Raw genomic sequence first — 23035 nt, forward strand, 5'->3', positions numbered from 1 at the left:
CTTGCCCTCAATAGATGGTCAGTGCTGGGATGAAGCTCACGCAGAACAGCACGAGCATGGCCATGGTGAAAAAGGGCCAGAGCTCACGGGTTGTTTCGCCCAACGGGGCCTTTGCGATCGACGACGAGATAAACAAGGTTGTCCCGATCGGCGGCGTGTAGAGGCCGATGCCGAGGTTGACCACCATCATCAGGCCCAGTTGCACGCGATCGAGACCGATGGAATCCGCCAGTGGCACGAAGATCGGGCCGAGAAGAAGGATTGCCGGCGGCATATCGAGAGGCATGCCGACCACCAACATGATCAGGTTCATCATCAGGATGATCATGATGGGGTTCGAAATGTTGCTGGACACCCAAGCCGCCATCTGTTGCGGAGCTTGGTCGAATGTCAGCACCCAGCCGACAGCAGCACTGCCCATGATGACCAGCATGACGATTCCCGTGCCCGTGCCCGCCTCGACGACGTTGTCGCAGAAGCGTTTCCAGGTCAGGTCCCGGTAAAATAGCAGGCTCAGCAGCAAGGAGTAGACCACCGACAGCACTGCAACCTCGGTAGGCGTCGCCAGTCCGAACCGCAGGAAGAGAATAATCAGGATCGGAAGAAGAATGGCCGGGAAACTTGTGAGAAACAACAATCCCAGATCGCGTTTACGTATGGCTTCGGCGCTGGTCTCGTAGCCGCGGCGCACCGCAATGAACCAGCAGACGAAGATGAAGCCAACAGCCATCAGCAGACCAGGCAGAATCCCTGCTATGAAGAGATTGCCGACACTCACTCCGCTCACTAGTGAAAAGAGGATCATCGGGATCGATGGCGGAATGAGCACATCGATGACAGAGGACGTCGCGTTGTTTGCAGCACAGAGTGCCGGTGGATAGCCGTGCTTTTTCTGCCATGGAATGAGGACGGAACCGAGCGCACTGGCATTCGCCACCGCCGAGCCGGAGACGCCTCCGAAGACCACCGAAGAGACGACGGTTGTCGACAAAGGTCCGCCGCGCCAGCGTTGCATCGCTCTTGAGGCGAGTTCCAGCAGTTGCCGTCCGAGTTCGCCGCCAAGCATGAGCGTGCCTGCGAGCATGAAGAACGGCAAGGCGAGCATCGGGAAGGACTGGGTTTGATCATAAACCTGCTGGGCGACGACTGACAGTGGCACGTAACCATTGAAGAGGACGGCAGCACCGGCCGCGATGATCAGGGCGTAACCGACTGGCACGGCCATCACCATTAGAATACAGAACGAAACGATCATGATCAGGGTCATAGCGACACCTCCTCAGCACTCATTTGGACCCGACGATCCCAGCCCAGGCGCAGGACGCGAAGAGTCGCCGCGACCGTAACGATGGAGACGAAGAGGGCTCCTATGGCCAGGGAGTAGTAGCCGATGCTGTTGGGCAGCTGCAGAACCGAGCTGCGCTCGATCCCTGCAATCTCGGCGACGACACCCGCCTGGTAGGCCAGCACCAGAAACGTCGCTACGCTGATAACATTGACGACGCTGAAGGCTATGAAACGAGATCGTCCCTCCAGTTTGTCGTACAGCCATTCGACCGCCATATGGCCTCCGGCATGGGCCGCCAGCACGATTCCCGCGAGGATGAACCACGGAAAGATCAGCATTGGCAGTTCCTGCGCGAACGAGAAACCGCCACTTTTCAGCGTGTAGCGCGCGACGACGTTTGCCGTTGTCACCAGCGTCAGGGCGATACCAGTGACGATTGTAACAACACGTGAACCCTGCACGACGAGCCGCGCTACTGCCTCTACGAGGTTTTGCAGCATGTCCATGATAGCCTCCGGGTGAGTGCGAGAGCCTTAAGCCCTCGCTGCAGCTTCGATCTGGCTGACGAAGTCTCCGAATGGCTTGGCCTTCCAAAGGTCATAGACCGGCGCAGTGGCCTTAATGAAGGCGGCGCGATCAACATCGCTCACCTCGATCGCAGCATTGCCCTTGAAGCTTGCAAGCACCTCGGCGGCTTTCTGCGTCGACAGGCGACGCTGGAGTTCGCCCGCCTCCCTGGCTGCCGTTTGGATAGCCTCCATATCGCTGCCGACGCGCCCTTGGGCGATTTTCGACATCAGGAAGGGTGTCGATTCCCATTTGTGCGCAGTGAGGCTGATGTACTTGTTCACCTCGTAGAGCTTTGAACTCTCGACATTGGCGAGCGGATTTTCCTGGCCATCGACCACGCCTTGTTGAAGGGCGATATAAAGCTCTCCAAACGCAATCTGCTCGGTGCTCGCACTCAGAGCCTGGAAGATATCGATCGTCATCGGGTCGGCGGGCGTTCTAATCTTCAGGCCGGCAACGTCTTCCGGGATTGCCACCTTGCGCTTGGAATTGGTCAGATGGCGGACGCCATTGTCCCACCAATCAAGCGGCACAACGCCGACGGCGTCAAAACGCGCATTGAACTCCGACCCGACGGGCCCTGAGAGCAGTGCAATGGCCTTTTCTGCATTTTCGAACAGAAAGGGCAATCCGAGGGCAGCCAATTCGGGCACAAGGGCGGATGTCGCGCCTTGACTGTTTGCCGTAAAGTCGAGGGCACCTGTCCGCAGGCTGGTCAGCATGGCGGCATCGCTGCCGAGCGTTTCCGCACCTGCGACGTTGATTGTCACCCGGCCGGATGTCTTTTCGGAGACAAGTTCGGCGAACTTCGCGGCGGCAACCGTTCGGGGGTTCCCCGGCGCTGCTCCGTGACCGAGGGTGAGTGTCGTGGCTGCCCTCGCGGGTCGCACGGTTGCAAGGATTGCCGGTGCGGCAATTGCTATTGCCGCAGTTGCCAGGAATGCGCGTCTATCAATAGGCAAGTTCATAGTCTCCTCCCGAATTTACTTTCATGAAACCCGGCCCTGACGGCTCCTCCCTTCAGGACCGGATATGTTTGTCATGTGCCCAGCCATCGCCGGATCGACGTTGCAATGCTATTTGTGGAAAGGCCGTAACGGTGATGAAGCGTCGGCAGGGCACCGGCGTCGAGAAATTCGTCAGGCAGACCGATTTGCCGGAAGCCGGTAGGCCGAACGTCCGAGCGCATCAGGGCTGCCGCGACGGCTTCGCCAAGCCCGCCGATGACCGTGTGATTCTCCGCGACCACGACGAGCCGGTTTTGCTTGCGGCATTCGGCAAGAATGGTCTGCTCGTCGAGCGGCTTGATTGTAGGGACATGCAGGACGGCCACGTCGACCCCGTCCTTTTGAAGCTCTTTTGCGGCCTCCAGCGCACGCATCGTCATGAGACCAGTCGAAATCACGAGTGTGTCACGACCGCCGCGAAGGAGTTTTGCCTTGCCCAGTTCGAACGTGTAGCCATATTCGTCGAGGACCAACGGCACGTTGCCGCGCAGAAGGCGCATGTAAACGGGCCCCTTGTGGGCGGCGATCGCAGGCACCGCCTGCTCGATTTCCAGGGCGTCGCAGGGATCGATAATCGTCAGGTTCGGCATGCCGCGGAACATGGCCAAGTCTTCGGTTGCCTGATGGCTTGGGCCATAGCCCGTTGTCAGGCCCGGCAATGCACAGACGATCTTGACGTCAAGCATTTCCTCGGCGATCGCCAGGCATATAAAATCGTAAGCCCGGCGTGACGCGAAGACGGCATAGGTAGTCACCCAAGGCTGGAAACCTTCGCGTGCCATTCCCGCTGCCGCCATCATCAGTAACTGTTCGGCCATGCCCATCTGATAGAAGCGATCCGGATGGGCGGCCCTGAAGACGTGCAGATCCGTGTATTTCGCAAGATCCGCGGACATGCCGACGATGCGCTCGTTCTTCTCCGCCAGTGTCGCCAGCGTGTGGCCAAACGGAGCAGGTCTAGTCGACTGGTCGGCCCCGGCAATCGACGCGATCATCGCCGACGTCGTCAACCGGGGGCGATTTTCGCCCAGAGTCAGGAAATCCGGACGAATGTACTTCGAGCGCCTCATGCTGTCACTCCCGCATCAATGATCCTGAGGGCTTCGACCCATTCCTCCGGTTCCACTCGCAAGAAATGGTTGCGTTCCCTTGCTTCGAGGAACGGCACGCCCTTCGCCATCCTGGTATCGCAGATGATCATGCGGGGCTGTGCCTCGACATGGTTGCGCGCGGCATCGAATGCACGGACCACGGCTTCGATGTCGTTGCCATCGACCCGCTGCGTGAACCAGCCGAACGCCTCGAACTTTGCACCGAGCGGCTCGAAGTTCATGACGCCAAGGGAAGGGCCATCGGCCTGCATCTGGTTGACATCGACGATTGCGATCAGGTTGTCCAGTTTGTACGAGCCGGCCGACATCGCTGCTTCCCAAGTCGATCCCTCATCGAGTTCACCGTCGGAGAACAGGTTGTAGACGAAGGATCTGGAATTCTTGCGCTTCAGGCCAAGGCACATGCCGACAGCAATTCCGAGCCCATGGCCAAGCGAACCGCCGGTGATTTCCATGCCTGGCGTATAGGCCGCCATTCCAGACATGGGCAGCCGGCTATCATCTGTGCCATAGGTTTCCAGTTCGTCCTCGGGCACGATTTTTGCCTCGATCAGAGCAGCGTACAGAGCGATCGCATAGTGGCCGATCGACAGCAGAAAGCGGTCTCGTTCTTCCCATTCGGGATCGTCCGGGCGGTAATTCGTCGCATGGAAATAGGATACAGCCAGAACATCCGCGATCCCGAGCGCCTGGGCGATATAACCCTGGCCCTGAACTTCGCCCATCCGCAAGGCGTGGTGCCGGATGCGTCTTGCCCGCTCCGGCAGGCTTACATTGTGACCGATCTGGGTCATTGAATTCTCCTGTGGCGAGCCTGAGCCGGATCAGTGGATCAGCATGCCGCCATTGACGTCGATCACCGCGCCCGTGACATAGGCCGAGAGATCGGATGCGAGAAACAGGTAGATATTCGCGACGTCGCGTGCGTCGCCGAGCCGGCTCAAGGGAATGCCCTTGATGATGTCGGCGCGCATTTCGTCCGTCAGCTTTCCGCCGGTGATGTCGGTCTGGATCAGGCCGGGTGTGACGGAGTTCACGCGGATGCCGACCGGCCCGAACTCGCGCGCCATGGCTTTTGCGAGCCCGAGCACGCCTGCCTTGGCTGCGGAATAATGGGCCCCACCAAAGATGCCGCCGCCACGTTGTGCGGAAACGGACGAAATGCAGGCGATGGAACCGCCGCCATTGTCGCGCATATTGGGAATGAAGGCTTGGCTGAGAAACAGGATGCCAGTCATGTTGACGTCAACAATGCGATGCCAGTCGGCCTCTGTGATGTCGAGCGTCTTGACGGGCTGGGTGATGCCCGCATTGTTGATCAGCACGTCAACCTTGCCGAATGCCGATACTACAGCTTGGGCGGCCGAATCGCATTCAGCCTTGTTCGAAACGTCGCAGCGAAGGCCGATGTGGCTACCCTGGCCATTCACCGGCAAAGTCTGGGCCGCTTCCTTCGCGGATTCACCATCAAGATCCAGTATGGCGAGACGCGCTCCATGTTCTGCAAACAGTTCTGCAGTCGCACGGCCAATGCCGCGTTTGCTCGCCGCGCCCGAAATGACCGCGGTCTTCCCCTTCAGTAGCATCTATGTCTCCTCCCAATGCCTTTCTCAAAGCATCTGGTTGATGTTCCGGCAGCGGATCAAGGCTGCTGCTGGAATTTGTGGCTGAAAGGGGCATGTTCGACAAACGCCAAGTTTACATCGGTAGGTGACTGTGATTCACTAATCCGATGCTGCACATGACATCACTATCCGCCATGCGTATTTTCGAATCCGCCGCACGGCTCGGAACATTCCGGTCCGCTGCCGAGGAGCTGAATCTGTCGCCAAGTGCCATAAGTCACGCGATTTTCAGGCTGGAGAGAGACATGGGTGTCGCGCTGTTCGAACGCAGCACGCGCAGTGTCAAGCTGACATTTGCCGGCCAGACGCTCTTGACGCATGCCTCGAATGCCTTCGAGGAACTGCGCAGAGGTGTTGAGAAAATTTCATCGAATAAAGCGCAGTTGCTGCGTCTCCATTGTGCCCCAAGCTTTGCTGCGCAGGTTCTTTCGCCGCGATTGCCGCAGTTTCTGAAGGAGAACCCGGGCGTGGAGGTCAGAGTGGCGGCCAGCACAAGTTATGCCCGTTTTGTCGACGGTCTGTTCGATGCCGATGTCGTTTACGGAGAGCCCCTCAACCGCGAAGACCTCATCGTCATTCCACTGTCTGAGGAAATCATAGCCCCGCTTTGCTCGCCGGAGATGGCGGTACAGATTAAATCCCCGAGGGACCTCTTCCGCCTGCCTCTCATCCGGAGCGATCTAAAACGGATTCAGTGGATCGACTGGTTCGAAATCAATGACCTTGGCCCTCCCCCCGCTCCGTCGATTAGTTTCGACAGAAGTTTCCTGGCGATAGACGCGGCAGCCAACGGCCTTGGGATAACGCTGGAATCCAATGTTCTCGCCCGGAGAGAGCTCGAGAGCGGCAGGTTGGTCAAAGCGTTTGCCGGGAAATTCCGGGACAACCGATATATCGGGCATTATATCGCCTATCCGAAATCGGGCAGCCAGAGGCGACTGGCACGCATTTTTGCCGACTGGCTGACCGACCAGCGTTGCTAAGCGACAATACCCGTGCGTTCGGCGTTGCCGGGATGGTCTGGCCGCCATGCTTGCAACGAGATCGCTGAACCGCTCGCCCTGAATGCCGACATGTCCCCGCAGCAGGCGGCGGGCGTCCTCTCCGTTTCCAGCAAAGATCGCATCAACGATGGCGCAATGTTCCGAGAAAGACGTCGACAACCGATTGCGCATGCGCAATTGCAGGCGGCGGTAGGGCGCGCAGGCGCCGGTGCAGTTACAGGCATTGTTCCTCGAGAAACTCGCTTCGGCTGGCCGCATAGATCGCCTTATGGAATTCCTCGTTGTCGTAGTAAGAGCTGGCTCGGGAAATCTGCACAGCTAGGATAGGTAGAATTTCTGCCTGACTTCGGCTTAGATGCCGGGAACAGGAGAGACCATACAAGACGACCGCTCCTTGAGGGGGCGACAGGCGTATTCGGTGATGAAGCGAAGGCGGAACCGGCGCGTCCAACCGTCGATGTGAAAACGCTGCACGCCAAAATCGGCGCACTGACGCTGGAGAACGATTTTTTATCCGGTGCGCTGGGCAAGGCGGATTGATGCGGGACAACAAATGATCGACCGCGATCATAGGCTATCCGTCGTGCGCCAGGTGAAGCTTCTCGGCTTCAGCCGTGGCAGCCGTCTACTATTCTCCACGTTCAGTGTGGCACAGCGATCTGGCTCTGAGGCGGCGGCGGACGAATGCGTCGCATTCGCTCGGGGATCGACGAACTACATCTCGACTACCCTTTTGCCGGAAGTCGTATCTTGCAAGGACTCTTGAGAGGAGAAGGCCTGGAAACTGGGCGGCGGCACGTCGCCACACTGATAAACAAGGTGGGCATCGAGACAATATACCGTCGCCCTAACGCCTCCAAACCAGGGCCAGGTCACACCCGCCCGAAACTGTTCAGACAAACCGAGCCGTGCGAGCTTCTCCTGTCTGGTTGGCGATCATCGATGATCGATGAATATCGAACATGCGTGTTCGAACGCTTCCAATGCAGCAGAAATGGCGGGCCGAGCTTTGCTTCCCTTTGCGAATGCCGAAAAAAGTCGCCGCTGTGTTACAGGGCGTAGGTCCAGGCACCGAAAATCGGGATCGAGCAGTATATTGTGCGTCGCAAGACCTGGAAGAACGGTAACGAAGCTTCCGGTTCGCACAAACTCCAATGTCGCTGCAATGTTGCGGCAGCTCGACATGATTTGTGGCGTATATCCCTCCGCATGGCACGCGTTCACGATGAACGTCTGATAGCCAATGGCTGATTGGTTCAGGGCCCATTTTTCCTGGGCAAGTTCCCATAGTTCGACCGACTTTCGTCCAGTGCCCGCTAATCTGTGATCGACTGAAACAACGGCTTTAAAGGGGTCGATGTAAAGGGGCTGGAAGTCCAGCTGGTGCGCGAAGTTTTCCGTCCCAGTTAGATCGTCTACGATTGCGATGTCGACCTGCTTCGTCGCAGTCGCTTTGAGGCCGTCACCCGGCTCCATTTCGTTGAAAAAGATCTCCAGCGAGCGGTGCTGTTTTGCCAGCTGGGTAATCGCTTGTGGGATGATAGTTGCAGCTGCTGAACCGAAGGCAGCGATACGCAAGTCGCCGGTCACCGTTTGTGCAGTTCGCGCGAGATCCGCTTCTACTTCGTTCACGGCCTGAAGTATTCCGCCAATGCCGGCCAACAAACGCTCGCCGGCCGATGTCCAGCGTACACCTCTCGCGGAGCGCTCGAACAGAACGAGGCCAAGCTCCTTCTCAAGGAGAGAGAGTTGCTGCGAGACAGCGGGCCGCGTCAGGTTCAGGGATCTTGCAACCGCCGAAATCGTGCCAAGGACCGAGAGCTCATGAAGAAGTTGCAGCCGTGAGAGATTGAGCATGATAAACGCAGTCCGTAAGTTTCTCTTACATGTAGTGTTATCAAGCGTCGCCTTTTCTTTCACTCATTTTCTGCGATCAATACGTAAAAAAAGGGAACAATTAGAGAGTGATCGCTCGACCGCGCGTGCTGTCGGATCGTCTTTCTTGGCCTCCCCTTTTTTGGACAGAGTCTATTGGCTCATCACGAGGAAGGTACAAGATGACTACGGTTGCTTTTATTGGTGTTGGTCGGATGGGTTCGAGAATGGCGCTTCGCCTACTCGATGCAGGTCATGTGGTCCACGTTTTTGATCCCAACACGGCAGCTACCGCTGAGCTTGCTGTAAAAGGCGCTGTCGTTGAGGCATCGCCGAGTGCCGCCGCCGCGCCAGCCATGTTTGTTCTCAGCAGCCTGCCGAGTCCTGCCACTCTTCGCGACGCCATTACCGGCGAGAATGGTATCCTCAAGAAAGTGGCCGCGGGCGCTACGGTTATCGACTTCAGCACAGTCGATGCATCGACAACCAAGGCCATTGCAGCACAGTGCGAAGCGAAGGGCGTTCACTTCATGGACGCGCCGGTCAGCGGCGGTGTCGCCGGCGCCAGCGCCGGGACTCTTCTGGTTATGGCTGGCGGAAGCCAAGACGTTCTCGATGCAGCCCGCCCGGTCCTCGGCCCGATCGCCGGCCACATTGTGCATTGCGGCCCTGTCGGTTCTGGCCAACTGACCAAACTCGCCCATAACCTCCTGACGGCAATCAATACCGTTGCCCTAGGCGAAGTGCTTGCCGCCAGCGTCAAATCCGGCGCGAACCTATCTGTTCTGACGGAAGTCCTGTCCGGCGGACTCGCGGGCAGCAAGATGCTCGACTACCTCCCAAAAACGCTTTTCACCGAAGAGCGGCCTGCAAACTTCGCACTCGATCTGATGCACAAGGACATCTCCCTGTGCCTCGAGGAGTTCTCGGCTTACCCCATGCCGCTCGGTCAGATGGTCCGCCAAATCTACAATATGGCACGCGCCGAAGGCCTTGGAGGCAAGGATTCCACGAGCGTAGCAGAAGTTTTCGAAAATCTTCTGAAAGTCGAACTGCGCCTGCCCGCAAGCGCCTGATCACCCGCATTCAACCAAGGAACGAACAATGTCTCAGACAGCTAAAGTCCGGAATGACACGGCGGAAGTCATTTTGCCAACCGCTGGCCTTTCCGGTCAACTGATCAATGGAGCATGGGTCAAGCCCGTATCTGGCGCGATGCTCGACATCATCAATCCCTGCCGCAGCAGCGTCATTACGACGATCGGCGTGGCGGACAGAGAAGATGTCGATGCTGCAGTTGCCGCGGCGAAGGCAGCGTTTCCCTCGTGGCGGCGTCTGGCATCGCGTACGCGCGGCGCGCTCCTGACGGAGCTTGCCAATCGTGTCTCAGCGCATTCGGAAGAGATCGCTCGCATTCTCGCTGCAGAAACCGGAAACGCGCTGCGTACGCAGAGCCGTCCGGAAGTCATGAGTTCCATTGAAGTGCTGCGTTACTATGGCGGAACGGTCGCCGAACAAAAGGGCGAAACGCTTCCGCTTGGCCCGGGTCTGTTCAGCTACACGACGCGCGAGCCGCTTGGCGTCGTCGGTGCGATCATACCGTGGAATTCACCGCTGGTTCTCGCCGCCGTCAAGATAGGCATGGCTCTCGGCACTGGCAATACGCTCGTCCTGAAGCCTGCCGAAGACGCGCCGCTTGCGGTCATCCGAGTCGCAGAGCTTGCAGCCGATCTGTTCCCGAACGGCGTCTTCAACGTCGTGACCGGCGTAGGTGAAGTAGCAGGTGCTGCCCTATCCGGCCATCCGGACGTTGCAAAGATCTCTTTCACGGGTTCGGTCGAGGTCGGTAAACTGGTCGCCCATGCCGCCGCCGACCGTATTGCTCGCGCCACATTGGAGCTTGGGGGCAAGAGCCCAACCATCGTCTATCCGGACGCCGCGACCGACGACAGGATCGATGGCCTTGCAGCGAACATCATTAATGCGATGCGGTTTGCTCGTCAGGGGCAGTCCTGCACTGCCGGTTCACGTCTTTATGTCCATCAGGACGTATTCGAGCCTGTCTTGAAGAAGGTCGTCGAGAAGCTTGCCGTAATGAAGATCGGCGACGCCCTTGACGAAGAGACCGACATCGGCGCGATCATCAACGAGGAGCGCTACAGCGCTGTTCGGGAGTTCATCTCCGAGGCGGTTAACTCGGGCGCCGAAGTGGTAACCGGTGAAGTCCCGCCCGCGGCTGGCAGGAACGTCGGATTCTTCCCGAAGCCGACCGTCCTCAAAGGCCTCACCAACGACTGGCGCATCGTGCAGGAAGAGGTGTTCGGCCCTGTTCTCGTTGCCATTCCATGGACGAGTGAAGTCGAGGTTATCGAGTGGGCAAACAACACCCACTATGGCCTTGCCGCCTATATCTTTGCCAATGACCTAACCACGGCTCTCAATGCGGCGAGCCGGATCGACGCCGGTTGGCTCCAGATCAACCGCGCCGGCGGCCAGATCCCCGGCATGTCCTATGGCGGCATCAAGCAGAGCGGTATTGGATCCGAATACTCCATCGAAGGTGCTCTTGAGGCCTATACGGCCCGCAAAAGCGTCACGGTCAACCTCTGAAGTTACGGATAAGAGCCAAGTCGATGCCCAAAACGCTTTCCATCAATAGCAAGCTGACGACGGCCGATATCGAGCGCCTATGCGTATTTGGCGAGCGTTTCGATCGACTTATGACACTAGAGGTCCGCCCGCTAACGGGCGGGCTTCCGGCTGGAATCGTCGTCCCGACGTATCTGGCCTGTCGCGCGGTACAAGGCGAGCCTTCCTCGACACTCGCGGCAAGAAAGCTGCTTGCAGCGATACGCCCAGGATCAGATGTCATTGTCGCGACCGGCGCAGGCGTTGCGCCGAAGCTGCCTCTCGGGGAGACCGACGGTCCGCCCGGTGCTGTGGCGCTGGCGCGCAGCCTGGCGCTCGGATTTGGCGCGAATGTTACGCTTGTCGCCCAGGACGAGCACATGCCCGCTGTCGATGCCTGCGTTCGAGTCATCGAGGACGTTGCGCAGTCGCAGGGCTCGATCACCACAGCCATTTTTCCGAAAGGCGAGGCAGAAGGTCTAGCCGCCGCCACCGATATTTTTGATCGTCTGAAACCGACGGCCGTCATTTTCGTAGAGCGCGATGGTCCGAACGAAGCTGGCCACTATCATGGCATTCGCGGCGATCGCCGCCCGCCGGGAACCGTCGCAGATGTCTATCGCCTGGCCTACGAGGCGAGACAGCGAAACGTGCTGACGGTCGGAATCGGCGACGGCGGTAACGAAATCGGGTTCGGAAAAATTCGTGAAGCGGTCGCCGCCCTCTTGCCACGCGGCGGTCGCTCGCAGCCTGACGAGACGGGTGTGGTCACCATCACCGAAACCGACGTTCTCGTCAGTGCATCCGTATCCAATTGGGGAGCCTATGCGGTCTCCGGGGCTCTCGCGATAGCGCTCGACGATGAGAACCTCGCGCACAGTGGCGATCGGGAACATGCATTCATTGTCGCTTGCATTGCAGCGGGCGCGCTTGACGGGGCAACGTCGCGGCCCGCTCTCGCTGTGGATGGTATCGACTGGCGTGGTCACTCAGGCGTCGCCGAGCTGATGCGCAGCATCGCAATTTCTGCAACTTCGAAATTCGAACTCAAAAACGCGGTCACAGCATCCAGCGAGGCGGACCTGCCGATTTTTTCGGTGCTCAATGATGCCCAGGCCAAAGGAGGTTATCACCTATGAGCCTATCCACGCAAAAGAGCGAAAGTCAGACTGCTCGCCGGGATACCTTCGGGAATGAGATCGATCCGGTCGTCGGTTTCGCACGTGGCTCGATCATCAAATCCAGTATCGAGGAGGCTAAACGCCTTCGCCATGGACAGACCGTCGCGGCAAAGCGCGTCCAGGCACTTGGACCGCGATCGATCGGCGTTTTCACAGGAAACCAGCGCGATTTTCCAGTTCGTCCGGAAGACCTCAACACGAATTGCGAGGAATGGATTGGCCCTGGTCTTTATGCCGAGGAGCTCCGCACGGTCGCCATCGAACATCTTGGCGGACGAAGTGACGACGGATGTGCCGTCTTCAATCGCACCAGCGCCGGGATCGTAGCGACGATCGCCGCACTCGCCGGCGGAAAGCCGGTTCTTTCGGTCGTACCTGCCGGCGATCGATCTCACGCGTCGGTCGTACGTGGATGTGCACTCGCCAGGGTCGGGCTGAAGGAAGTTACCTCAGACAAAGATTGGCGCATTCACATTGCGGATTGCTATCTGGTTATCGTAACCACCGTTACGAGTGCGCTGGCTCGGCTCGATGACGCTCTTACGATAGCCGTGGTCGAGGAAGCCCACAGAGCTGGAGCTATTGTCTTTCTCGATGAAGCCTACGGCGCTCGCCTTCGCCCTGTGCTGCACGGAGGGCAGAAAGCTCTTGCACTCGGTGCGGATATCGCGATCACCAATTGCGATAAGGCCGGACTTTCGGGGCCGCGCGCTGGCGTGCTGGTCGGCCGCTCCGGTCTCGTCATGGCGGCAGCCGCCAAAGCTGCCGAGTATGGTATGGAAGCTCGTGCTCCAATCGCGGCGGCCGTGCTTCGCTCTCTTCAAAAATTCGATCCTCGTCATCTGAAACAGGAGGCGGCGGCCGGTCAGGAACTTGCCGCCGCACTTGAGGCAGCGATGGGCGGGGGCGTTGTCATGCGCAGCGACCTTGGACCCATGATCAATGAAGACGCCGTGCTCGCTATCATTCTCGAACGTGCGTCGATCTCGGCCGGTGCGCTCAGCGTCGTGCCCTGCGAGGCGACCGCAGCACTCGGCATGCTCCTTCTGGCAGACCACGGCATTTTGACGGTCAATACGCATGGCCAGCCCGGTGCGCGCGTTTCGCTGCGTCTGAAACCGACTCTTGATGCTCTTGCAAGTGTCGGTGGCGTGAGCGCCGTCGTCGATGCAGTCGATGAGTGCATTGCCAAGGTTGCAGCCATCGTCACGGATAAAAACGCAATGAAGACGCTGATCCTAGGAGATTTAGCATGACCACTTCGAATTTCGCCGCCATGGACGATCGGCTCGACCGGCTGGTCAATCTCGACCTGGGCGGCCGCGGCGTCGAGCATCTTTCTGCGGCTGCCCGTCTATTGCTTGGAGCATCGCCGGTGGGAGCAGCGGCCGATAAACTTGCCGCGCTGAACCACGAGGATGTCGTACTGGTTACAACGGGTTCGGTTTCGCGCGCCTGGATCTCCCCAGAGATCGGCGAGAATGACGGTCCGGCTGGTCTGGCGGCGGTGGTGCGCGCAATCAGCCTTTCCCGCAAGGCGCTGTGTATCGTTCTCGCGGAGGCGACCTTGATCGAGCCAATCGGCAAACTCATGACGACGGCGGGCCTGACCGTCGTTCCAGTCGAACAGGCTAAGATTGCCGCCCGCGACAAGAGCCTCGCCGTCGTATCGCTTCTGCCATTTACGACCAAGGATGAGGACGCCCCCGCCGAAGCTTGCCGCATTCTGGACGAATTAAAGCCGGTCCTGCTGTTTTCGACGGAACGCGTCGGTCGCAATGCCGACGGCATCTATTGCAGCATGCGTGGTGTGGACTACGGCATGGACCGCGCGCGCATCGATTATGTGTTCGATGAAGCCAACAAGCGCGGCGTTTTGACCGTGGCAGTCGGCGACGGCGGCAATGAAATCGGAATGGGTGCGATCAAGGAAGCAGTTCATAAGCACGTCCGTTTTGGTGACGCGCGACCGGAAGGTGGCGCCGGGATCGGCGCCATGACCGGCTCCGATATTCTCGTCACGGCGGCGGTCTCAAATTGGGGTTGCTACGCTATCGTCGGCGCGCTCGCCGCTCGGTTGAAGGACATCCGGCTCCTTCACAAGCCAGAAATGGAAGCCACTCTTCTCAAGCGTGGTGTCGATATCGGCCTGATCAACTCTGTCGACGGACTGATCGACGCAAATGTCGATGGTATACCACTTTTCACCCATCTTGCGATTTCCGAGATTATCGAGGGGATCGTTCGACCCGCGCTGCGCTGATTGTGCAGGCGCAATATAACCAAAAGGGGAATGAAAATGAAATATGGATTTCTTTCTAAGCTGCGTTCGGTCTTCGCCGGCGCGTTGGCAACCATGGTCGTTGCGGGAGCAGCCCATGCCCAAGAAACATCGCGGCTTGATGAGCTTCTGTCCCGCGGAAAACTGATCGTTGGCGTGTCGAGCGAATCTCCCCCGTTCGGATTTGTCGATGAGAAGGGCGAACTGGTCGGCTTCGATATCGACATAGCCAAGCTGATTGCTAAGGCGACATTCGGCGACGAAACCAAGGTCGAGTTTGTACGTCAGAGTGCAGCCCAACGCTGGCCGAATGCTCAGAACGGCACAATCGACTTCGGCGCGCAGACTACGAGCATTTATGCTGATCGCGCTCAGAAGGTCGCTTTCACCCGTAGTTACATCGACGGTGGTGTCGTGATGATCGTTCGCAAGGACGCGCCGTTTCAGAAGCTCGCCGACTTCAACAAGTCGGACGTCACGATTGCCAATCTGACGACGCCGACCCAGGAGGAACGCGCCAAACGCCTCTTCCCGAGTGCACAGATCGCCACCTTCGACGGCATTGCGGCCCAATTCAATGCCGTGAAGCTTGGTCGTACGCAAGGGGCACAGTTGGATGGCCCGGTCGCCGCCTGGTATGTCAAACAGAACCCCGACATGCGCGTCATCGAGGAGCGGCTGACAGATGTCGTAAATACTGGCATCTTCATGAAACCCGGCGACTTCCGCCTGTGGCAGTATCTAGATCTCACGGTCAGCGAAATGACCGGTGGATACCTCTTTGCCGACTACAGCAAGATTTATGAAAAGTGGTTTGGTACGAAGCCCTTGAACGTCAAATGGTATCTCAATCAGCCACAGAAGTAGTCGGTCTTTGGCTTCAAAATAACAAGGGGAACACCATTGGACGCGTTCGTAATTTTCTTCACCAGATATCTTCCGGCGTTTGCCGATGGGTTCCTGATTACTGCGGGGGTAGCGGCTCTCGCCGCCCCTGCGGCACTGATTTGGGCCATTGTATTGATTATACCCCGGCTCGCCCACTGGACATGGGCCAGCAGATTGGTTGATGCCTATGTCGAGGTTATGCGCAATTCGCCGCTTCTGGTGCAAATGTACCTGCTTTATTTCGGGCTGCCTCTTCTCGGCCTCTTCTGGAGCAGCATCGTCTGCGGTGTAATCGCAATCGCCTCGCAGCACGGGGCATTTCTTTCCGAGATCCTGCGTTCCGGAATTCAATCCCTAAGCCAGAGGCAATGGGAAGCCGGTAGCGCGATTGGCATGCGCAGATTCGCGGTCATCCGTCTCGTCATTCTGCCGCAGGCGTTTATCAAGGTGCTGCCGGCGCTCGGTAACCAACTCATCGTCCTCGTCAAAGACACCTCACTTGTATCGGCCATCGGCGTCATGGATCTGACCTTGACCGGTAAGATGACGATCGAACGATCGGGCGCGTCCTTTGAAGCCTTCATTGCAGTCGCGTTCTTCTACCTCATTCTCACAAGCACGCTCGGCCTGGTCCTTCGTATCATCGAAGTGTGTGCGGCCCGGAGGTATGGCTGATGTTTCCTGTCCTTCAATCGAATTTGCCTTACCTGCTACAAGGCGCGGTATACACCGTCATACTGTCAGCAATCGTCGTCTCCTGCGGCACGGCGCTCGGCGTCGGGATTGGCGTCCTGGCATCTGTTGGCGGAGCAATCCTCCGTTCCATCATCACTGCCTACATTTTCCTGTTCCGTGGCGTGCCGGTTCTGGTGATCATGTTTCTCGGTTTCTACAGCTTTCCCGCTTTGGGTTTGCGGCTGGATGCATATACGGCGGTCGCCATTTCCATGATCGTTTATGTGGGTGCTTTTGTTGCCGAAGCGACGCGCGGGGCGATTGCCGGCGTGCCGACGGGACAGACAGAGGCTGCTAAAAGCCTTGGAATGCGCAAAGGCAAAATGATGCGGGAGATTGTCATTCCGCAGGCAATGCGCCTGGTTATCGCGCCAGTCCTCAATATCTCACTTATGGCAATCAAGCAGACATCCTATGCATCCATTGTAGGAGCGTGGGAGCTGTCCTTCGCTGCCCGCGAAGTGGTGGAGCGCACTCTTGCTGCATTCCAGATCTTTCTCGGCGTTATGCTCATCTATTTCATCATCTGCTACCCGCTTTCGCTCGCTGCACGCGCGCTCGACAAACGTTTGGCCTTTGACAGTTAAGGAGACCAACATGAACCAAGCTGCTGCCCCGATTTCTCAGAGCGACGATATTGTTGCTATCAGAGGTCTCCGCAAATCCTACTCGACACTCGAAGTCCTGAAGGGCATCGACATATCCGTCAAGCGCGGTGAAGTCGTCGTCATCCTTGGGCCGAGCGGGTCGGGAAAATCCACAATGTTGCGTTGTGTGAATTTCCTTGAGAACTTCGACCAGGGGACCATTACCGTTGAGGGCCGCCCGGTCGGCTACAAGATGGTGAACGGCACGCGCAGGCCGGTAAGCGAAGTTGACAACGCCAGCCTTCGCCAACACGTCGGCATGGTGTTCCAGAGCTACAATCTTTTCCCCCATCGTACCGTTCTTCAGAACGTAATGATGGGTCCGGTCAAGGTGAAGGGCATGGACAACAGCAAGGCGCGTGACATCGCCATGAAGCTCCTTGCCAAGGTCGGAATGGAACACAAGGCCGACGCCTATCCCGGGCGACTTTCGGGTGGTCAACAGCAGCGCGTAGCTATCGCCCGGGCGCTTGCGATGGAACCATCCGTCATGCTCTTCGACGAGGTCACGTCGGCGCTCGATCCCGAACTCGTCGGGGAAGTACTCAAAGTCATGCGCGAGTTGGCCGAAGAAGGCATGACAATGATTGTTGTTACCCACGAAATGGGATTTGCGAGGGGGGTCGCCGATCGGGTTGTCTTTATGGATGGTGGCGTTGTGGTCGAGCAAGGTCCGCCAGAAGAGATCATGACCAATCCCCAAACGGATCGGTTCCGTGGTTTTCTGTCACGTCACCTCTCTCATGAAGGGTGAATGCTTGTCTCCACGATCAACACCGAGCAGAATCAGGGCCTGTCGCAAATTTTCGTAGTTAACGGCCTGTTGACCATCAGCGGAGAAATTCGCGCTCCCGAATTATGGAGCGTACCGATGATTCTGAATGCCATTACGGAGAAATTGAAGCGCCAATCGAAGGACGACTTCAAGGGGCGGCATTTCGAGGCATGGCTCATTGTTCAGGCTGTTGCCTGGTACCTGCGTTATCCGCTGAGCTATCGCGATTTGGAGGAGATGTTCCGAGAGCGCGGCTTCGAAGTGGATCACAGCACGATCAACCGATGGGTTCTTGCCTACGCGCCGATGATCGAGAAACGGCTGCGCCAGTTTCTCCGATTGCATTGTGGTTCGGTCCGCATTGACGAAACCTACGTCAAGATCCGCGGCAAGTGGCGCTACCTGTACCGCGCCATCGATAAGCATGGAAACCCGGTGGATTTCCTTTTGACCGCAAAACGTGACCTCGATGCCGCCAAGCGGTTCTTCCGCAAGATGCTGAAGGACGAGCCCCTGCTCTCGCCGGGCAAGTTAGGCACCGACGGCGCCAATACCTTTCCTTTAACGATCAAAGCGGCCGTCGATGACGGCCTGCTGCATCCCGACCCTGTGCACTACGTTACCAAACATCTCCAGCAAGGCATCGAAAGCGACCATTTCAGAGTGAGGAAGAACATGCCGGAGATCGGTGGATTCCAATCTTTCAACACGGCACGCCGGACGATCGCCGGCTTCGAAGCAATGCTCTGGTTGCGGAAAGGCTTTGGCTTTTCCGGCAGTTGGAACGTCAACGATCAGAATGATCTGCTCGCGTACCTCTTCGGACTTCAAAAGGTTAACAAAGCATGAAAATGCTGAGAATCGAAGCGTAGTCTCACTCTACTGAACCGTTTGCGACAGGCCCGGTTCCCGCGAACTCCAACCTGCCGTCCCGGCCATAAAAAGATGGGAAGTTGCAAGAAGGCTGGCGGCGGCTTGTCGCCGAGCGATCGGTAAGGTCGCACCTCATTGTAGTTCCGCCCCGGTTTTCGATAACGATATCCGGGACCATGCCTCCAGGGATATCTATTCCAATTTGGCATCAACTTAGCATAATTCCTCACAACAATGGCTCATATTCACCTGTTATAGTGCGTTTTAAGAATGAAGTCGCAATATTTCAGAGGGCCGCACCCGCATGTCCAACTATGTTTCCACCAGCGAGATCCGTGCAGCGTTTTCCAGCGCCATGTCAGAAATGTACCGTGAGGAGGTTCCTGCCTACGGCACGCTGATGGCACTCGTGGCACGCGTCAATGACGAGACGCTGGCTCAAAAGCCTGATCTCAAGGAGCGCCTTTCGGCAACCGACAATCTCGACCGCATTTCCGAGGAGCGCCATGGGGCCATTCGCCTCGGTACTGCGGAGGAACTGGCCACCATGCGCCGCGTCTTCGCCGTGATGGGCATGTCTCCGGTAGGATATTACGATCTTTCGACGGCGGGTGTGCCGGTCCATTCGACAGCTTTCCGGCCGGTCGGTGACGAGGCGCTGAAGCGCAATCCTTTCCGTGTCTTCACATCGTTGCTGCGGCTCGATCTGATCCCCGACGAGGCTTTGCGCACCGAGGCCGCCCGTATTCTGGCGCAACGCCGGATATTCACGCCTGGAGCTATCGTCCTTGTAGAGAAGGCGGAGCGGGATGGCGGCCTGTCGAAAGAGGATGCCGATTGTTTTGTACAGGAGGTGCTGGAAACATTTCGTTGGCATGACAAGGCCAATGTCGATGTGAATATGTATCACCGCCTCCATGATGCGCACCGCCTGATTGCGGATGTGGTTTCCTTCCGTGGCCCGCATATCAATCACCTCACGCCACGCACGCTGGATATCGACAAGGTGCAGGCGCTGATGTCCGCTTTTGATATAGCGCCCAAGGCCGTTGTCGAGGGGCCGCCGACCCGTGAATGTCCGATTCTCTTGCGTCAGACCTCGTTCAAGGCGCTTGAAGAAGCCGTTTTATTCCCCGATGGCGAGGGGGGATGGAAAACCGGCTCGCACACGGCGCGTTTTGGGGAGATAGAGCAGCGGGGCATCGCGTTGACCCCGAAGGGGCGTGGCCTCTACGACCGGCTGCTTGATCAAACGCGAAAGCTGGTTCGCCCGGCTGCCGATGGCTCCAATGCTCGTGAATACGAAGCTGCCCTGGACGGCACATTCGGGGCATTCCCCGATAATTGGGCGCAAATCCGCACAGAAGGTCTGGGATATTTCAGCTACTCGCTGACCCCGAAGGCAACCGGCGCCGAATTCGCCTCTGTTCCCGATCTTGAAACACTCATTGCAGACGGCTTCGTTCGATTCGATCCTGTTGTCTACGAGGACTTTCTGCCGGTAAGTGCGGCGGGTATATTCCAGTCCAATCTCGGTGACGGCGCGCAGCATGAGTTTGTTGCAAGCCCCAACCAGACGCGTTTCGAGGCCGATCTTGGGGCGAGTGTGCTCAACGAGTTCGACCATTACGCCACCATTGAAAAGGCCTCCATCGAGGCCTGCCTTGCAACGTTTTCCAGCCGTCTCCTGGCCGGCTGATCTGCCGCACCGGCAATTTCCCGATTCCCAAACCGGAGTTTTGAACGATGAACATCACCGTTAAATCCGCATCCGTTGCAGAAGAAGCAGCCGCCATTCTCGAACGCCTTGGTGTCGAAAAGTCACTTTATACCGCAGGTGATATGGGTTCGTTTTCGCCGGTCACCGGCGAGAAAATTGCGAAGCTGAAAACCGTAACGCCGGAGCAGGCCAACGCTGCCATCGATAAGGCCGATGACGCATTCCGCCAGTGGCGTCTGGTTCCTGCGCCGCGGCGCGGCGAACTGGTGCGCCTGCTCGGCGAAGAACTGCGTGCCGCCAAGGCTGATCTCGGACGTCTCGTATCCATTGAAGCCGGGAAAATCCCCTCCGAAGGACTTGGTGAAGTGCAGGAAATGATCGACATCTGCGATTTCGCGGTCGGTCTTTCCCGTCAGCTTTACGGCCTGACAATCGCCACCGAGCGGCCGGGCCACCGGATGATGGAGACCTGGCATCCGCTCGGTGTTATCGGCGTTATCTCCGCCTTCAATTTCCCGGTCGCCGTCTGGGCCTGGAATGCTGCGCTCGCCATCGTCTGCGGGAATAGCGTTGTGTGGAAACCTTCGGAAAAGACCCCGCTGACGGCGCTTGCGGCGCATGCGGTTCTTGCGCGGGCCATCAGTCGCTTCGGCGATGCGCCGGACGGTCTTTCGCAGGTGCTGATCGGCGATCGCGAAATCGGTGAAGTCCTCGTGGACCATCAGAAAGTGCCGCTGGTTTCCGCCACGGGCTCCACCCGTATGGGCCGTGCGGTCGGGCCGCGTCTCGCGGCACGTTTTGCCCGCGCCATCCTTGAACTGGGCGGCAATAATGGCGGCATTGTCTGCCCTTCCGCCGATCTCGATATGGCGCTGCGCGCCATCGCGTTCGGAGCCATGGGCACTGCGGGTCAGCGCTGCACCACGCTTCGCCGCCTGTTTGTCCATGAAAGCGTCTATGACAGGCTCGTGCCGCGTCTGAAAAAAGCTTATGGCAGCGTTTCCGTGGGCAATCCCTTGGATGGCTCCGCCTTGATCGGCCCGCTGATCGACCGGCTGGCATTTGACAGCATGCAGAAAGCATTGGCTGAGGCGCGCCAGCATGGCGGCGTGGTTCATGGCGGCGAACGCGTCGATTGCGCTGCTGCGGAGGCATTTTACGTCAAGCCCGCGCTGGTCGAGATGCCGAAGCATGAAGGCCCGGTGCTGGAAGAGACTTTCGCACCTGTCCTCTATGTCATGAAATATAGCGATCTTGAGGCTGTCATCGAATGCCATAATGCTGTTGGCGCCGGTCTTTCGTCATCGATCTTCACGCTCGATATGCGCGAGGCGGAGCGTTTTCTGGCCGCCGATGGTTCTGATTGCGGCATCGCCAATGTCAATATCGGCACATCGGGCGCGGAGATTGGCGGCGCCTTCGGTGGCGAGAAGGAAACCGGCGGGGGCCGTGAATCCGGCTCCGACGCCTGGAAGGCCTATATGCGCCGCGCCACCAACACCATCAACTATTCCAAATCGCTGCCGCTGGCGCAGGGCGTTTCGTTTGATATCGACTGAGGTGTGATTATGACAATTTCCACCGCCATAGTGGAGGCGGGTTTCAGACCTGCCTCAAGGATTGCCTCGGTCGGGGTATCGAAAATTCTCCAGATCGGTGCGCGTGCGGCGGCGATGAAACGCGAGGGGCTTCCTGTCATCGTGCTCGGCGCGGGCGAGCCGGATTTCGACACGCCCGATAACATCAAGCATGCCGCGAAAGCGGCCATCGATGCGGGCGAGACGAAATATACCGCACTCGACGGCACCCCCGCGTTGAAAAAGGCGATCGTCGCCAAATTCAGCCGCGAAAATCACATCGACTACACGCCTGATGAAATCACCGTAGCGACCGGCGCCAAGCAGATATTGTTCAATGCCTTCATGGCGACACTCGATGCGGGCGATGAAGTGATTATTCCCACGCCGTACTGGACGTCCTATTCGGATATCGTGGAGATTTGCGGAGGCGTGTCCGTTCTGATCCCCAGCGATGCGAGCGCTGGGTTCCGGCTGCAGGCAGAGCAGCTCGAGAAGGCGATCACGCCGAAAACCCGCTGGGTGCTTCTCAACTCACCTTCCAATCCCTCCGGTGCCGCCTATAGCGAGGCTGATTACCGGCCGCTGCTCGATGTGCTCTTGCGCCACCCGCATGTCTGGCTGATGGTTGACGACATGTACGAGCACATCGTCTATGACGATTTTCGCTTTGTAACGCCGGCGGCAATAGAGCCGCGCCTGAAAGAGCGAATGCTGACCATTAACGGCGTTTCGAAAGCCTATGCCATGACTGGCTGGCGTATCGGTTATGCTGGCGGCCCGAAGGCGCTGATAAAGGCAATGGCGGTTATCCAGAGTCAGGCGACATCGTGTCCTTCCTCTATCAGCCAGGCAGCCTCCGTCGAAGCGCTCAACGGGCCTCAGGATTTTCTGAAGGAACGGCAGCTGAGTTTTCGCCATCGCCGCGATCTTGTCGTGGCGCGTCTCAATGCCATCGAGGGGCTGGAGTGCCGCACACCGGAGGGGGCGTTCTACACGTTTTCCAGCTGTGCGGGCATCATCGGCAAGGTCACTCCGAAAGGAAAGCGGATTGAGGCGGATCATGATTTTACCGATTATCTGCTGGAAGATGCCCATGTGGCAGTCGTTCCCGGCTCGGCATTCGGCCTCTCGCCTTTCTTCCGTATTTCCTACGCGACGTCGGAAGCCGAGCTGGTCGAGGCACTTGACCGTATCGCCCGCGCCTGCGCAGCCCTGAAGGGCTGAACGCAATGAAACGTGCAAGCCG

At 58.2% G+C, this 23035-nt stretch carries 21 protein-coding genes and 2 pseudogenes; 15 read left to right on the forward strand and 8 right to left on the reverse strand.

Features of this window, described 5'->3' with window-relative positions; translation table 11 throughout:
* Nucleotides 1-7: 7 nt before the first annotated feature.
* From QRN60_RS26215 to QRN60_RS26240, 6 genes are all read right to left on the reverse strand, one after another.
* Entirely contained in the window at nt 8-1267 is a 1260-nt protein-coding gene (locus tag QRN60_RS26215) for a TRAP transporter large permease subunit (RefSeq protein ID WP_111785214.1), read from the reverse strand.
* On the reverse strand, nt 1264-1794 hold the full coding sequence (locus QRN60_RS26220) for a TRAP transporter small permease (protein WP_111785213.1): 531 nt from the start codon (nt 1792-1794) through the stop codon (nt 1264-1266). Before QRN60_RS26220 ends, QRN60_RS26215 begins: the two co-directional genes overlap by 4 nt.
* A gap of 27 nt (nt 1795-1821) precedes the next feature.
* Nucleotides 1822-2826: a TRAP transporter substrate-binding protein gene (locus QRN60_RS26225; RefSeq protein ID WP_111785212.1), complete on the reverse strand. Its 1005-nt coding sequence runs from the start codon at nt 2824-2826 to the stop codon at nt 1822-1824.
* 71 nt (nt 2827-2897) lie between these two features.
* Nucleotides 2898-3935 (reverse strand): transketolase family protein, encoded by a 1038-nt coding sequence (locus tag QRN60_RS26230; RefSeq protein ID WP_111785211.1) that lies wholly within the window; start codon nt 3933-3935, stop codon nt 2898-2900.
* Complete coding sequence (locus QRN60_RS26235) at nt 3932-4771, reverse strand: transketolase (RefSeq protein WP_111785210.1); 840 nt, start codon at nt 4769-4771, stop codon at nt 3932-3934. The genes QRN60_RS26230 and QRN60_RS26235 overlap by 4 nt, the downstream gene beginning before the upstream one ends.
* Before the next feature lie 30 nt (nt 4772-4801).
* The gene (locus tag QRN60_RS26240) at nt 4802-5563 is read right to left on the reverse strand and encodes an SDR family NAD(P)-dependent oxidoreductase (RefSeq protein ID WP_111785209.1); all 762 of its coding nucleotides are present in this window, start codon (nt 5561-5563) and stop codon (nt 4802-4804) included.
* Between the two features lie 146 nt (nt 5564-5709).
* Between QRN60_RS26240 and QRN60_RS26245 the strand changes: the two genes are divergently transcribed.
* A complete protein-coding gene (locus QRN60_RS26245; protein WP_111785208.1) occupies nt 5710-6585 on the forward strand; it encodes a LysR substrate-binding domain-containing protein in 876 nt (291 codons plus the stop codon).
* A 36-nt stretch (nt 6586-6621) separates the two neighbouring features.
* On the opposite strand, the pseudogene QRN60_RS26250 reads toward QRN60_RS26245, so the two are convergent.
* Nucleotides 6622-6898, reverse strand: a pseudogene (locus QRN60_RS26250) (FCD domain-containing protein); the annotation flags it as partial.
* Nucleotides 6899-6933: 35 nt separating this feature from the next.
* On the opposite strand from QRN60_RS26250, the pseudogene QRN60_RS26255 reads away from it, so the two are divergent.
* A pseudogene (locus QRN60_RS26255) lies at nt 6934-7482 on the forward strand (IS3 family transposase); the annotation flags it as partial.
* A gap of 60 nt (nt 7483-7542) precedes the next feature.
* Here the strand turns inward: QRN60_RS26255 and QRN60_RS26260 are convergent.
* Nucleotides 7543-8463, reverse strand: coding sequence for a LysR family transcriptional regulator (locus QRN60_RS26260; RefSeq protein ID WP_111785222.1), 921 nt, complete (start codon nt 8461-8463; stop codon nt 7543-7545).
* A 200-nt stretch (nt 8464-8663) separates the two neighbouring features.
* Here QRN60_RS26260 and QRN60_RS26265 point away from each other — a divergent pair, with 200 nt between their 5' ends.
* The 13 genes from QRN60_RS26265 (at nt 8664) to QRN60_RS26325 (ending at nt 23013) form a co-directional block, all read left to right on the forward strand.
* Nucleotides 8664-9557, forward strand: a complete 894-nt coding sequence (locus QRN60_RS26265) for an NAD(P)-dependent oxidoreductase (protein ID WP_111785207.1) — start codon at nt 8664-8666, stop codon at nt 9555-9557.
* 28 nt (nt 9558-9585) lie between these two features.
* Nucleotides 9586-11091, forward strand: coding sequence for an aldehyde dehydrogenase family protein (locus tag QRN60_RS26270; RefSeq protein WP_111785206.1), 1506 nt, complete (start codon nt 9586-9588; stop codon nt 11089-11091).
* A gap of 23 nt (nt 11092-11114) precedes the next feature.
* Nucleotides 11115-12248 (forward strand): glutamate cyclase domain-containing protein, encoded by a 1134-nt coding sequence (locus tag QRN60_RS26275; RefSeq protein ID WP_111791807.1) that lies wholly within the window; start codon nt 11115-11117, stop codon nt 12246-12248.
* Entirely contained in the window at nt 12245-13546 is a 1302-nt protein-coding gene (locus QRN60_RS26280) for a PLP-dependent aminotransferase family protein (protein ID WP_111785204.1), read from the forward strand. Before QRN60_RS26275 ends, QRN60_RS26280 begins: the two co-directional genes overlap by 4 nt.
* Complete coding sequence (locus QRN60_RS26285) at nt 13543-14553, forward strand: glutamate cyclase domain-containing protein (RefSeq protein ID WP_129567477.1); 1011 nt, start codon at nt 13543-13545, stop codon at nt 14551-14553. Before QRN60_RS26280 ends, QRN60_RS26285 begins: the two co-directional genes overlap by 4 nt.
* Nucleotides 14554-14589: 36 nt before the next feature.
* Nucleotides 14590-15438 (forward strand): transporter substrate-binding domain-containing protein, encoded by an 849-nt coding sequence (locus tag QRN60_RS26290; RefSeq protein WP_236760352.1) that lies wholly within the window; start codon nt 14590-14592, stop codon nt 15436-15438.
* Between the two features lie 36 nt (nt 15439-15474).
* The gene (locus tag QRN60_RS26295; RefSeq protein WP_111785201.1) at nt 15475-16134 is read left to right on the forward strand and encodes an amino acid ABC transporter permease; all 660 of its coding nucleotides are present in this window, start codon (nt 15475-15477) and stop codon (nt 16132-16134) included.
* On the forward strand, nt 16134-16781 hold the full coding sequence (locus QRN60_RS26300) for an amino acid ABC transporter permease (protein WP_111785200.1): 648 nt from the start codon (nt 16134-16136) through the stop codon (nt 16779-16781). The genes QRN60_RS26295 and QRN60_RS26300 overlap by 1 nt, the downstream gene beginning before the upstream one ends.
* Before the next feature lie 10 nt (nt 16782-16791).
* Entirely contained in the window at nt 16792-17595 is an 804-nt protein-coding gene (locus QRN60_RS26305) for an amino acid ABC transporter ATP-binding protein (protein ID WP_014857732.1), read from the forward strand.
* 117 nt (nt 17596-17712) lie between these two features.
* Entirely contained in the window at nt 17713-18465 is a 753-nt protein-coding gene (locus QRN60_RS26310; RefSeq protein ID WP_111785221.1) for an IS6 family transposase, read from the forward strand.
* 328 nt (nt 18466-18793) lie between these two features.
* The gene (gene hglS / locus QRN60_RS26315) at nt 18794-20188 is read left to right on the forward strand and encodes a 2-oxoadipate dioxygenase/decarboxylase HglS (RefSeq protein ID WP_111791479.1); all 1395 of its coding nucleotides are present in this window, start codon (nt 18794-18796) and stop codon (nt 20186-20188) included.
* A 47-nt stretch (nt 20189-20235) separates the two neighbouring features.
* On the forward strand, nt 20236-21768 hold the full coding sequence (amaB, locus tag QRN60_RS26320; RefSeq protein WP_111785198.1) for an L-piperidine-6-carboxylate dehydrogenase: 1533 nt from the start codon (nt 20236-20238) through the stop codon (nt 21766-21768).
* 9 nt (nt 21769-21777) lie between these two features.
* A complete protein-coding gene (locus QRN60_RS26325) occupies nt 21778-23013 on the forward strand; it encodes a pyridoxal phosphate-dependent aminotransferase (RefSeq protein WP_111785197.1) in 1236 nt (411 codons plus the stop codon).
* The last annotated feature ends 22 nt before the right edge of the window (nt 23014-23035 follow it).

This window comes from Agrobacterium sp. CFBP2214, assembly GCF_030209895.1.
GTDB classification, from domain to species: Bacteria; Pseudomonadota; Alphaproteobacteria; order Rhizobiales; family Rhizobiaceae; genus Agrobacterium; species Agrobacterium radiobacter.